Annotated in this window: 11 protein-coding genes; all 11 read right to left on the reverse strand. The window is 63.7% G+C overall.

The genetic code is table 11. The annotated features are described in order from the left end of the window. Window positions 1–71: 71 nt before the first annotated feature. On the reverse strand, window positions 72–1388 hold the full coding sequence (locus tag Q3A80_RS03595; protein WP_446327695.1) for an Nramp family divalent metal transporter: 1317 nt from the start codon (window positions 1386–1388) through the stop codon (window positions 72–74). 81 nt (window positions 1389–1469) lie between these two features. After that, window positions 1470–2237: a WecB/TagA/CpsF family glycosyltransferase gene (locus Q3A80_RS03600; protein ID WP_446327696.1), complete on the reverse strand. Its 768-nt coding sequence runs from the start codon at window positions 2235–2237 to the stop codon at window positions 1470–1472. Next, window positions 2234–3445, reverse strand: coding sequence for an aspartate-semialdehyde dehydrogenase (locus Q3A80_RS03605; protein ID WP_446327697.1), 1212 nt, complete (start codon window positions 3443–3445; stop codon window positions 2234–2236). Before Q3A80_RS03605 ends, Q3A80_RS03600 begins: the two co-directional genes overlap by 4 nt. After that, the gene (locus Q3A80_RS03610; protein ID WP_446327698.1) at window positions 3442–4248 is read right to left on the reverse strand and encodes a heparin lyase I family protein; all 807 of its coding nucleotides are present in this window, start codon (window positions 4246–4248) and stop codon (window positions 3442–3444) included. The genes Q3A80_RS03605 and Q3A80_RS03610 overlap by 4 nt, the downstream gene beginning before the upstream one ends. 1 nt (window position 4249) lies before the next feature. Continuing rightward, window positions 4250–5377, reverse strand: coding sequence for a glycosyltransferase family 4 protein (locus Q3A80_RS03615; RefSeq protein ID WP_446327699.1), 1128 nt, complete (start codon window positions 5375–5377; stop codon window positions 4250–4252). After that, a complete protein-coding gene (locus Q3A80_RS03620; RefSeq protein ID WP_446327700.1) occupies window positions 5374–6684 on the reverse strand; it encodes a hypothetical protein in 1311 nt (436 codons plus the stop codon). The genes Q3A80_RS03615 and Q3A80_RS03620 overlap by 4 nt, the downstream gene beginning before the upstream one ends. Beyond that, window positions 6677–7495, reverse strand: a complete 819-nt coding sequence (locus Q3A80_RS03625; protein ID WP_446327701.1) for a glycosyltransferase family 25 protein — start codon at window positions 7493–7495, stop codon at window positions 6677–6679. Before Q3A80_RS03625 ends, Q3A80_RS03620 begins: the two co-directional genes overlap by 8 nt. Before the next feature lie 10 nt (window positions 7496–7505). After that, window positions 7506–8825, reverse strand: coding sequence for an oligosaccharide flippase family protein (locus Q3A80_RS03630; protein ID WP_446327702.1), 1320 nt, complete (start codon window positions 8823–8825; stop codon window positions 7506–7508). Between the two features lie 16 nt (window positions 8826–8841). After that, window positions 8842–10098, reverse strand: coding sequence for a UDP-N-acetyl-D-mannosamine dehydrogenase (wecC, locus tag Q3A80_RS03635; protein WP_446327703.1), 1257 nt, complete (start codon window positions 10096–10098; stop codon window positions 8842–8844). A gap of 29 nt (window positions 10099–10127) precedes the next feature. Beyond that, window positions 10128–11306 (reverse strand): non-hydrolyzing UDP-N-acetylglucosamine 2-epimerase, encoded by a 1179-nt coding sequence (gene wecB, locus Q3A80_RS03640; protein WP_446327809.1) that lies wholly within the window; start codon window positions 11304–11306, stop codon window positions 10128–10130. Between the two features lie 19 nt (window positions 11307–11325). Then, window positions 11326–13578, reverse strand: a complete 2253-nt coding sequence (locus Q3A80_RS03645) for a polysaccharide biosynthesis tyrosine autokinase (protein ID WP_446327704.1) — start codon at window positions 13576–13578, stop codon at window positions 11326–11328. Between the last annotated feature and the right edge of the window lie 36 nt (window positions 13579–13614).

Here is a 13614-nt window from a genome sequence, read left to right on the forward strand (position 1 = left end):
TCGAACAGCTGGAAAGGCCGCAGTTTAACGCAAGCGGGCGATGGGCCTGTTTCAGCCTGTGACAGGCTGTATCAGCCCGCGACACCTGTAATCAGCAGCAGGTTCGTGCCGGTGATGACGACGAACAGCGCCCACGCGGCGGCCTGCATCCTGCGGCCGATCGCATGCTCGCCCATCGTGTTGCGATCGCTGACGGACTTGATCAGCGGCCACATCGCGAACGGCAGCTGCAGGCTCAGCAGCACCTGGCTCCATACGAGCAGTTGCCCGACCGAGTTTTCGCCGAGCCACAGCACGCCGATCAGCGCGGGCACCAGCGCGAGCCCGCGCGTGATCAGCCGGCGCTGGTAGCACGGAATCTTCGTATGCAGGAAGCCGTCCATGATGACCTGGCCGGCGATCGTGCCGGTCAGCGTCGAACTCTGCCCGGACGCGAGCAGCGCGATCCCGAACAGCAGCGCGGCTGCGCCGCCGGCGATCGGCGTGATCAGCCGGTACGCCTGCTCGATGTCCGTCACGTTGTGCTGGCCGGTCGCATGGAACGCCGCGCCTGCGACGATGAGGATCGCCGCATTGACCAGCATCGCGACGAACAGCGACACGCAGGTATCGATGCGCACCAGCGCGAGCGTGTCGCGGATCAGACCGCGCGCGCCGCCGACCACATGGCGCGTCTGCACGACCGACGAATGCAGATACAGGTTGTGCGGCATGATCGTCGCGCCGACGATGCCGAGCGCGAGCACGATCGCGTCCTTGCGGTCGTGGCCGGGGGCGCCCGGCACGAGCCCCTTCGCGACCGCATGCCAGTCGGGCGGCGTGATCGCGACCTGGGCGACGAAGCAGAACGCCATCGTCGCGATCAGGCCGAGCACGATCGCCTCGATCTGCCGGACGCCCTTGCCCTGCAGTCCGAGCACGATCACGGTGTCGAGCGCGGTCAGCACGATCCCCCATGTGAGCGGCACGCCGAGCAACAGCTTGAACGCGAGCGCGCAGCCGAGCACTTCGGCGATGTCGCACGCGATGATCGACACTTCGGCGGTCAGCCACTGCACGACGCGCCCGAAAGGACCGTAGCGGTCATAGCTGGCCTGCGCGAGGTCCTTGCCCGCGACGAGGCCGAGCCGGGCGGCAAGCATCTGCAGGAAGATCGCGGCGAGGCTCGAGAACGCGACGACCCACAGCAGCGAATAGCCGAACTGCGAGCCGGCCTGGATGTCGGTTGCCCAGTTGCCGGGATCCATGTAGCCGATCGCGACCAGCAGGGCCGGGCCGAAGAAGCGCTTGAGCTTCATCCAGCGCGACGCGCCGGCGTCGATCGTGATGCTGCCCTTTACTTCCGACGGGCAGAAGGGGGCGGTGGCGGTGGTGGGGAGCAGGGGCATGGGTCGGGCGCCGTCGATAATGCCCTGATTGTACGAAAAGGCAGCGGCTCCGTGCCGCGATCTTGGGCGGCCCCGGACAACTCAATGCCCGGTGCGCCCTGTCGGCATGCGGCGCGGTCGTGCCGCGAAACGCGCGCGCAACAGCATCCATGCGAATCGGCTGTTCGTCGTCCAGTAACGCCTCCACATGCGTCTCGGTTCCTGAAGCACGCGAAACAACCATTCGAGACCCGCCTTCTGCATCCAGGCCGGCGCACGCCGGACCTTGCCGGCAACGACATCGAACGTGCCTCCTACGCCCATCACGAAATCGACGCCGAGTTCGGCCTTCCATCGGTTGATGAAATTTTCCTTCCGCGGGGATGTGATCGCGACGAAAAGCAACCGTGCGCCGGACGCGCGAATCATGGACACCACGGCTTCCTCGTCATCCCAGAAATAGCCGTGATGAATGCCGGCGATCTTCACGTGCGGATATTTTCTTTCGACTGAACACGCCGCCGCGGTTACGACGGCATCCGTTCCGCCGAGCATGAAGATCGGCAGCGCCTCCTCCTGCGCCATTCTCAACAACCGGTCGAACAGGTCGATGCCGGCGACGCGCTCGGCGACCGGATGGCCGAGCGTACGCGCGCCCCACACCACGCCCATTCCGTCGATATTGATGATGTCGCACGCCCGCACCGACCCTGCCAGTTCCCTGTCGGCCTGCATATTGACCAGCTTGGCAACGTTGACGACCACGTGCTGGGTAAATTGCCGATGAGCAATACGATTGCGGATCAGTTCGACAGTCTCGGACATCGTCGCGACATCCATCGGACAACCAAACAACTCGATGCGATTCATAGGATCTCCGGTTCGGGGAGGCAAGCGTTGTCGGTATCGGCAGCGCGAACCCGGTTCGCGAGCAACGCGATGGCGTAGAACGCCCATGCCTGAGTCCATCGCAGATAATCGACCCGGTTCGTGAAGCGGGCGCCGCGCTGATAGACGAAGCGCCCCTTCTCCGACATGTAGAGCGTCTCTACCGCTCGCTCGAATACACGCACGGCCAACGCGTAATCCGCTTTCGACGTCGATACGGTCAGCAACGTGATCAGCGCTTGTGCAACAGAATGCATATCGAGCGGCCAGACCTTGTCGTCGTAATATTTGACGGTTCCGTCGGGCAGAAAAAACGTGCGTCGATAGTAATCGAGGCCGTGATCGATCGACTCGGCGAACACTCGGGTTCGACACACGTTCTGCAGCCGGTGCAGCGCCTCGAGGTTATATCCGGTATGGAACCCATCGACGAAACCGTGATGGCCGCGTAGCCCGTACGCCCATGCACCATCCGCTCGTTGCATGGAAGCCGTCAACCGCGCGGCAGCGATCGCGCGTTCGCACATCGACGCGTCTCCGATCCGCACCGCCGTTTCGGCCACGAACGCCGCACTCCACAGGTTGGCGTTGTGAACGAAAGCGCGCTCCCCCGGGATGTAGGCGAAATAGCCGGATTCCTGATGCGGCAGGTAAAGCGAATCGAGAAAATGGCCTGCATCGACGGCCACATCGGTGAACCGCGCTTCACCGGTGACTTCGCCCAGCGCGTACAGCGCCCGCGCGACGTAGCAGGTGCTGATCGCATTCGGTGTGCCGACCGGTACGAAGAATGCCCTGGCAGCCCAGTCGAAGTGATAGCCCCACGCGCTGTGGTGCCAGCGTTTGCGGTCTACGCGCTGCTCCAGCAACCAGTTGCCGAGTGTGCGCGCTTCGTCGAGGCTCGCCCCGTCGCCGGTGCGCCGGTCGCGCTCGAGCAGGCCGAGCACGATCAGGGCAACGCCCTTCGGATTGCGCAGGCGAGGAACACCGAGGATCTGCCTGAAATTGAACGGGCTGCGCTTGTGCATCTGCAACCACGCAATGCGGGCAAACGGCAGTCTCGACAATCCGGTGCATCTGAACACGCGGCTGTTCAAACCGTCGAACGGGTCATGCCCGGCATACGCATGTCGGCGGCAATGCGCCAGCACGGCATCCGAAACCTGTGCGGGATCGGTCCGGGTGCTCACCGCTTGGCCCTCCGCTCGCCGATCGTGACCTTGCCGAAGTACAGGGTGATGATGTCGACGTCCGACGCGACTTTCTGCCAATCGGGTTTATATACGCCGAATTTCAGATAGGCCCTCACGTCGCCGGGATATGCGTTCGGCTTCCGGCTTCCTTCGAAAACGCTCATGCCGTCTTTCCACAGATGCGTGATCGCGCGCTCGCCGCTCGCATCGGGCGTGTACTGCAGGACCCAGTCGACCCATTTCCCTCGATCATCGGATGCGCAGCAAAGACGCCCGCCGAATCCATGGGCGGTATTGGTGCCGCCGCGCACGGAGAACGTGTACTCGTTGCCGAGCAGCGTCAGCATGAACGGCGGCGATCCCACCAGGCCGCTCTGATGGATCTGCGTGATGATCTCCATCTGCTGATGATCGAACGCAAAGTCGCGCGGCAGGTAAGTACGCCACCAGATCAGATAATCGTGTCCGGGCGAGAAGACGACATCGCGGGGCAACGTAAACTCCGCGCGCGGCGAGCCATTGATCAGGTACGTGAAATTCTCGCTTCTTTGAACCTGAACGCGAATCGACCGACGTGCGGAATTCGCCGGGTCCGCCGCCGACATGACGTCCGAGCGCCGGACCGCCTGGATTTCGATGTCGTCGATTCCGCTTTGCCAGTCGTTCGTGTAGATCGGCCGATACGATTCGACGTGCACCGATTTCGTGAAATCGGATGCAGCGGCCGTCGCATCGGCCGCAACCGTCAAGCCGATGCACGCTGCTGCCAGTGCACGTCGCAAATCTCGCTTTGCATTCATATCAGCTCCATCCGACTATTTGTCGATAACAATCCACATACCGAGCGACGATCGCCTCGGCCGTGTACAAACGCCGTGCACGCTCGCGGGCAGCGAGACCCATCCGTTCCCGAAGCGCGGGATCGCGGGCAATCGCGTGTATGACGCCTGCAAGTGCCGCCGCATCGTCCGGCTCGACGAGGTATCCCGTGACGCCGTCGTCGATCAGTTCAGCAAGGCCGCCCACGCGCGTCGCCACCACCGGCACCCCGTAAAACATCGCCTCCAGCGCGGCAATGCCGAACGATTCGAATCGGCTTGGCAGACAGAACAGTGTTGCGTCTCGATAAAAGCTCGATTTTCGTGAACCGCCGAGCCAGCCAGCGAATCGAACGCGATCGGCCACGCCCCGGTTCTGCGCGTAGTCCCGCCATCGTCGTGTATCGCCCTCCCCCGCGAGAACGAGATCGATTGCGTCCCCCTGGCGGCTCAACTGCGCCAGTGCTTCGATCAGCATCGGAAGCCCCTTCTGCTCGGTCAGTCGGCCGGCAAACGCGATGTACGGGCGAACGGGTACGGGCGCGCTCGACACAGGTGCCGCTGCGTTCTGCGCGTCGACTGCCATGTTCCCGATCACGCGCGCATCACCGGAGCCATTCCGGAACCGGTTAAGCACTTGCGCGCTCGCCTGCGAGACGCCGACAGCAACATCGGCGTTGCTGACGAACCAGCGGATGGCCATACGCGTCAACAGTCCGGCTCGATCTGCGAAACGATCGAAATTTCCGGAGTGAAGATGGAAGATGGCCCGGCGCCGGCAGAGTTTCGCAATTCGATACAAGAGCAGCTTGCGGTAAAACGAGCCGCGCACCGACACGTGAAAATGGACGATGTCCGCCGACCAGACGGCACGCAGGAAGCGCACAATGTCCTGCAACGCAAACTTCGCGGCATCCCGCATTCTGCTGAAGCCGTGCGTTTCGAAGAAAACCAGGTCGACCGCCGCGGTCGCAAACGCTTCCCGCTGCGCCGCCAGTTCGCCGAGAACCGAGGCGACGCCGCCGCGCTGGCCGTATCCGGGACCGACGTGCAGTACACGAATGCGGCGCGAACCGCCCGGCTGTCGTTCGCCCATTGCGAGATCGTTCATAGCTTCATCGTCTCCCGAGCCGCCCGCTTCATGTCGCGCCGGATCATGACCGCGATCAATGCGAGGAACGGGCCGATGACGGCCGAGCCCAACACATGCCCCGCCGTCGAAGCCATCGCAAGCAGCACGACAAAGAACAGCCGGCCGAATCTGCGCGACATGGTCCGTTGCCCACCGCGCACGAATGCGCGCAACAGCGCGATGAAATACACGCCGAAGAGGGGCAATCCCAGCATCAGCACCAAATCCGGAATGTCGATCTCGACCATATAGCGCACGACCGGATATCCGCCCGTCAGCAATGCGACGAAATTGCGTTGCTGCAAATCGTCCCAGACGTTCGCGAATTTCAGGTTGCGCCCAGAGAGCAGCAGTGTGAGGACCTTGTCGTTGCCGACGCGTCCGCTCTGATGCGAGAAATAGCGCAGGCTCAGCTCCACCGCATCGTTCACCGCGGGAATGAACAGATAGGCGAGGATCGCCGACAACATCAGCACCGCGATAGCCATGCCGACATAGCGGGTCGCCTTGATGATGTCGAATCGCGCGTAACAGTAGGCGCAGGTCATTCCCAACGCGCCGACCATCGCGCCTTTCGTCCCGGACAACATTGCGGCGACCAGCATGCACGCCGCGAGCGCCACGCTGCGCGGGCTCCAGCCACGTATCAGCGCATGCAGGTACGCGAAGCCGAGCGCAACGACGATCAACGCGGCCGCTTCATTCTGCGCATAGACGATGCCCTTGTATCCCGATCGAATGTGTGTCTCTGCCTGATAGCTGCGGAACATCTCGATCGACATCGCCGCGCCCATCACGATCGATGCGCCGTAGATCAACAACACGACGAATGCCACCGATTCGATCTGCGCGAGCCGCCGATCGCTGAGCAGCGCCATGGCGGCCGGATAGACGAAGAATGAGAACACCTTCAGCACGAACACGCTCTGCTCGATCACCTCGCGATCGGTCAGCACGCCGAACACATAGGCGCCGAGCGTCACGCAGACCGCCAGCGTCGCCGTGATCGTCACGCGGACGCCCGACATCCTCGCGCGAAACCCCGACAGCGTGACCGCCAGCAGGCCGGCGATCATCATGCCGCGGACGAGCAAAGAGATCCGCGCGTCGCCGCCGTGCGATGCCGCACTTCGGGTCATGTAGACGGACAGGAAATCTCCGAGTGGCGACACGAGTAGGCCGATCCCCAGGATGGCCCATGCGAGCGTGGCAGCGATTCGCGTGGCAGGATCGACGATGAATCGCGGCGAGTGCGGCCCGTACGAGAAGCGAAGACTGTCATCCATGGCGAACGAATAGCTTGTCGCGCGACGCGGTAATCGTCAGCATCGCCACCATGAGCCAGCGAAAGACGGTCCGTACGACGCGCAGCGGTTTGAACAACAGTTCGAGCGCGCCATGACGCCGCGACGACAGCGCGGCACGCCCTGCCTCGATGGCGCTCGGCATCGTCTCGAATGCCTCCCATACGGCATATGGACGCAACTCGGCGATGCGCAACCCGCCGTGATCCCGGTGCCACGGCCAGTCGTCCAGCAGCGCTCCGACCGGACCGCGCGCATGTTCGAGCGCCTTGCGCGCGCCGTCGACACTGATCCAGTAGCCGACCGCTCCGCTCGTCCATTGCTTGAACGGCACGCCGATCTGAAGCCCAGCGATCCGCCGGGCGCGCTTCAGCGGCTCGTACAGGTAGGCCAGCGCCGCGCGATCGCGTGACAGCTTTGAGCGTCCCAGCAGCACGATATCCGCGTGGTAAGACAGCGAGTCGCCAGGCATCGACAACACCCGTTCGAACAGCGCACCGTCGAGCATTGCATCATCCTCGAGGACGATCGCCGCGTGCCCCGAGCGGACGATTTTTTCCCATACGCGGACGTGACTGATGAAGCAGGCGATTTCGCCGCGGCTCAGCGGTCGTCCGTAGCGCGCGATCGCGTGCGCGGTATCCGTCATGGCCGAACAGGCGTCTGCGTCGAGCATACGTGCATCGAATGCGTCCTCGAAGTCGAAGGCGACGCCGACACGGCCAACGGTCTGCCGAATCGTCGCCCGTCTCGGCGAATCGGTCAGGGAAATCACGCGAATATCGAATGTCATGGAGTGCCCCTCACACGTTAGTCCGCTGCGCGATGTGTTCGCGCAGCGCGGACGACCGGAGGATCCGGAATGCGAAAGCCACGAGCAACACGATTTCGGCAATCAGATAAGCGGTAGCCGCGCCGACGGCTCCCGATCGCGGAACCAGCAGCAGCGCCAACAGTACGTTGAGCAATCCCGCCGCGAGCATCGCACGGGCTCGTCCTCGAGCGCCGCCAAACGGCACCAGCACCTGGAGGCCGATGAAATAGGCCAGATTGCCGAACAACGTCGATAGGCAGAGGACGTTCACGACGGACGAGGCGCCAGCGAATTTCTCTCCGAGCACGATCCGGGTCAGTACATCCGATACGGATAGACAGATTGCGATGCCGATACCTGTCACGAATGCAATCGCAATGCCGCCGGATATCGTGAGGCGAGCAGCCGCTCGCGCGCCTTCCGGTTGCCGCTGTGCCAACAGCGCGGAAATCCGGGGATAGAGAACCGTGTTGATTTGCGCGGGCACCATGTTTCCAGCCGTCTTCAACTTGTCCGCCGCAGCGTACAGCCCCGCCTGATACGGTCCGCCGAGGGCACCGACGATCACCGTGTTGGCGGCGCTGAACAGGCTGATCGATGCGGTCGACACGAACATGTCGGCCCCCGCGACCAATTGAGCACGAATCGCACGCCAGGAAAAATGCCGATGGCCAAGCAACCCGAGGCGACGCGCCATCAGCACCGACCCGCCGGCCGCGAGCACCGACGTCAGCGACTGGATCGCGATCGCCATGTCGACGTCCAGCGGCGAGCGGACCAGCCAGAAAGTCAGCGGCAGCGCGGCGAAACGGCTAGCCAGCGCGACGGCGGTGAACGACGAAAACCGCTCGAGGCCCTGCAACAGCCAATTGAGCGTCCACACATTCGCCACCACACCCAGCCAGCCGATCCAGATCGCAGTGGACATGGCGGCGAGCGTGCGGTCGGCCATCAGCACGACGGCCAGAATCACGCAGGATGCCAGGCACAGGCACGCCTTCGCGCCGACGACCGACCAGACCAGCTCGCTCAATCGCTGCCGATCGTCGCGAAATTGCGCGACCGCTCGCGGGCCGCTCAGGTTGAACCCCCATTCGGTCAGTATCGTTCCATACACCGTCAGCGCCGTTACATAACCGACCACGCCGAATTGTGCCGGCCCGAGCACCCGGGTCAGATATGGAAACGTGGCGAGCGGAACGACATACATGCCGATCTGCCACAGCAGCATCGCGGCGAAATTACGGCCGAGCCCCGCCGCGCCCGACGGCGAGCCGGATGAATTCATCGCACGGGGTACGTTGGACATGCGCGCCGTCATCGGATCACGCCGCCTGCCGCTGGCGGGCCAGCAACCCGCGCGTATCGATCACGATCTTCGTGTGCAGCTTCATCGGATCGATCTGCTTGAATTGCCGGTGATCGACGAGGATGACCACGATATCCGCGCGCGCGAGCGCATCGGCGACTTCGCCGAGCGTCACGCGCCCTTCCAGCGAGGCGGGAAGCTGGCGGATGTTCGGCTCGACGGCGATGACCTGTCCGATCTCGCGACTCGCCAGTTCTCGCACGATGCCGACGGCGGGACTTTCGCGCAGGTCGTCGATGTCGGCCTTGAACGCGAGGCCGAAGCACGCGATTACCGGCTCGCGAAAGCGTTTCGCGACGTGCTCGATGCGGTCCAGTACATGGTTCGGCTTGTCGTCGTTGACGGTACGCGCCGTTCGGATCAGCCGTGCGTGCTCCGGCGCGGAATCGACGATGAACCACGGGTCCACGGCGATGCAGTGTCCGCCTACGCCGGGCCCCGGCTGCAGGATGTCGACGCGCGGATGCCTGTTCGACAGTCGAATCAGCTCCCACACGTTGATATCGAGCGACTCGCAGATAACCGACAGTTCATTGGCGAATGCGATATTGACGTCGCGGAACGAGTTTTCGGTGAGTTTGCACATCTCGGCTGTCCGCGCATCGGTCAAGACGCACTCGCCGCGCACGAAGACCCGATACAGTTCGGCAGCCTGCTCGCTGCAGCGCCGCGTCATGCCGCCGATCACGCGATCGTTTTCCACCAGTTCGCGAATCACATGCCCAGGCAGCACGCGCTCCGGACAGTGCGCAATCCGGATATCCGATTGCTCGCCGGCCTGTTGCGGGAACGTGAGATCGGGCCGCATCGCCGCCAGCCACGCGGCAATCTTCTCCGTCGTGCCGACCGGCGACGTCGATTCGAGCACGACGAGATCGCCCTTCTTCAGCACGGGCCCTATCGCGCGGCTCGCCGCTTCGACGTGGGTCAGGTCCGGTTTGTGTCCTGCGCCGAACGGCGTCGGAACCGCGATCAGGAACGCATCGGCCGGCTCGATCGTGTCGGTCGCCCGCAGATGTCCCTGCGTCACGGCCGCGCGCACGAGCATGTCGAGCTCCGGCTCGACGATATGCACGTCGCCGCGATTGATCGTATCGACCGTCGCGCGATTGACATCGACACCGACCACCGACTTGCGTCGCGCCGCGAATGCCGCGGCGGTCGGCAAACCGATATAGCCGAGCCCGATTACGGAAATGACATCGAAAGACATGAATGGATCTCGCTGTATTGTGATTGGGTTCACGCAAACCGGGCGGCTACCGCTGCCGCCGCGCGTGAATCGGGCGGAGCAGCCGTCAGCAGGTCGACGATGCGCTCGCTCGCGCGGCCGTCGCCATACGGGTTGTGCGCTCGGCTCATCGAGTGGTACACGTCCGGACACTCCCACAGCTGCGTGACCTCGCCGACCAGTCGATGCACGTCGGTGCCGACCAGGCGGACCGTGCCGGCCGCAACGGCTTCAGGACGCTCCGTCGTATCCCGCATCACGAGGACCGGCTTGCCGAGCGACGGCGCTTCCTCCTGAATGCCGCCCGAATCGGTCAGGATCAGCCATGCGCGACTCATCAGATAGACGAACTGCAGATATTCCTGAGGTTCGATCAGGACGATGTTTTCCATGTCGCCGAGCAGGCGCGTCACCGGCTCGCGGACGTTCGGATTCAGATGCATCGGATAGACGATCCGGCAGTCGGGAAAGCGCGTCGCAATCGTCGCCAGTGCGGTGCAGATCTGTTCGAAACCCTGGCCGAAATTCTCGCGCCGGTGCCCCGTGACGAGAATCATTCGGCGCTCGTCGCCGAGGAACGGAAATGCGGCACGCATGCGCGAGCCCAGTTCCGGCTCATATGACAAACGTTCAGTCACCGTCAGCAGCGCGTCGATGACCGTGTTGCCCGTCACGTGGATCCGCTCGGCGGCCACGCCCTCGGACAGCAGGTTTGCCTTCGACGTCTCCGTCGGCGCGAAATGATGCAGCGCGAGCGTCCCGGTCATTTTTCGGTTGGCCTCCTCGGGCCATGGCGCATACAGGTTTCCCGTACGCAGGCCAGCCTCCACGTGTCCAACCGGAATGCGGCGGTAATAGGCCGCCAGCGAAGCACCGAGCGTCGTCGTGGTATCGCCATGTACGAGCACCAGATCCGGTCTGAACGACTCGAGGACCGGATCGAGCGTCGTCAGGATCTGACCGGTGAGGTTCCCGAGCGTCTGCCCGTTGCGCATCAGGTCGAGATCGAAATCGGGCACGATGCCGAACAGGTCGAGCACCTGATCGAGCATTTGCCGATGCTGCGCGGTCACGCATACCGCGCATCGCACGCCGGCGCGCGACTTCAGACGCCGCACGACGGGCGCCATCTTGATGGCTTCCGGGCGCGTGCCGAAAGTGACGAGAATGTTTTCGTGACGGACAGTCATCGGCTTCTCCCTGAACGGCTCAAATCTGTTCGACGCGCGCTTCCGCCTCGGCGCCTTCGTACGCATACGCGCCGTAGTTGCCGTACTGCGCCGAGCGCAGCCCCGGCCGGAAGCCGTTGAACACCACACCCGTTACCGTCGCGCCCACACGCTCGATCCTCTTCACCGACTCCAGGATCTCGCCCTGGGTCGTCATGCCGGAGCGGGCGGCCAGCAGGATCGTGCCCGCATGCCGCGCGAACACCGTCGCGTCGGTAACCGGCAACAACGGCGGCGCATCGAGCAGAACGATGTCGTAACGATGCGAAGCGTCGGCGAGCACCACGGCGAGGTCGTTGGACGCGAAGAGTTCGACCGGCTGCCCCACGCGCGGGCCGGTGGGCAGGAAATCGACGTGCGCCGACACGGCCCGCACAATCGCCTGATCGAGGGTGGCTTCGCCGCGCAGCACGCCTGACAATCCGGGGGCCGACTGAGTCCCGAAGTCCTTGGCGAGGCGCCCACGCCGCAGGTCGCCGTCGATCAGCAACACACGCTTGTTCGACAGACCGAGCAACGCCGCGACGTTTGCCGAGATGAACGATTTCCCGATGCCGGCAGCCGGCCCCGTGACGAGAACCACGTTGTTCTTGGGCCGCTCGAGCAGCAGGAACTGCAACGCCGTGCACAGGCTTCGCAATGCCTCGACCGCCGGCTCGTGCGGCCGGGCCAGCGCAAGAATCGTCGCGTCCTGGTTCGCGCCTGTTCCGACCCGCGTCAGTTGGCGCTGGACCGGGCTGAGCGGTATCGTCGCGATGACGTTCAGATCGGCATCGCGCTCGATCTCCGATGGATCCGTCACGCCGCCGAACAGCACCGCTCGCGCGATCGCGACACACGTTCCGACCACGAGGCCGATCACGGCGGACAACGCGACGACGAGCATCGGCTTCGGCCAGACCGGCTGATCCGGAACAATCGCGTGGTCGATCACGCGCACGTTGCCGATCTTGCTGGCCGTCGCGAGTCGCAATTGCTGGATGCTGTTCAGCAGTCCGACATAGATCTCCGTCTGAACGGTCACGTCGCGCCGCAGCCGGACGATGTTCTGTTGCGCATCAGGCAGGCGCTGGATTGCGTCATTGAACGTACCTACGTTCGCCTTGGCCGCTGCGATCTGCTGGTCGAGCGATGCGAGTTGCGGATGCTCGGGTGTGTAAATCGACTGCAATGCCTTGCGCTTTTGCTCGAGCTCGAACAACGACGTCTGCGCCGTGACCGATTGATTCAGCATGGCCTTCGCTTGCTCGGTGAGATCGATCACTTCGTGCTTCGTCTGATAGGCGTTCAAGCGATCCTCGACCACGCGCAACTGCTTTTCGACGTCCGGAAGCTGCGCATTCAGAAACCGCAACGATTTCTCGGCGGTTGCCGCTTTTCGGTCGGCGTTCTGGCGGATGTAGTTGTCCGCAATTTCGTTCAGCACGCTGGCCCCCAGGACCGGGTCATCGCTTTCGTAGGTGACCCCGATGACGCCGGACTGATCCTTGCCTTTTTCCGTGATCGTCAGCGCCTTCTGGAGTTTCGTCAGCATCTTCTGCTTCGAGAAGGCCTTCAGGACGAACTGGGCGCCCGGCCGCCCTTCGATTGCCGCGACCGTCAGCAGCACGTCGCCCGCCGGCGTACCGACACGCAGCGGAGTCCCGACGCGGCCGATCGCATCGCCATCGAGATCGCCGCCGGAGAGCCGATAGCGGCCGTCGCCGAGCGATGTCACGACGAAGCGGTCCTCGAGGAAATCGCGGGGCACGTCGAACGCCGGAACCGAAATGCGTTCGGCGCCCCACACGAACCCGCCGAAGCCCATCAGGCCCGGCGTCGAAAGCTTCTTGTTGAAGCGGGCGACCACCGCGCCGACGATCGGAAACCGGTTCGGCATCGCCTCGATGGCCAGGTGCTGGTCGGCAACGACCGGCTCCGTGACGAGTCTGGATCGCAGGATTTCCATTTCGCCGTCGTCCGTCGATTTCACGTCGAACAGCGAACTGAGACCGCCGACGAGGCCGCCGGCCGCTCCGCCCATCATGTCCGCGCCGTTGCTCTCGACCTGCACGACGATGTCGACGCTGTAAACCGGCTTCGCGACGAGCGCGTAGAGGCCGCCGAACAGCACGAACGCGCATGCCATGAGGCCGATGACCCCGGCGTTCTTGATCATCATGTCCGCGATACCGCGAATGTCGACTTCGTCCGAGTCTCGCGGGAAATGAGGTGTTGCTTTCATAGAGTTCATGGTGACTGCCGATATCCTTGGGCTGGCGAGCCGGAC

The sequence above is a fragment of the Burkholderia sp. SR8 genome, from assembly GCF_052851275.1.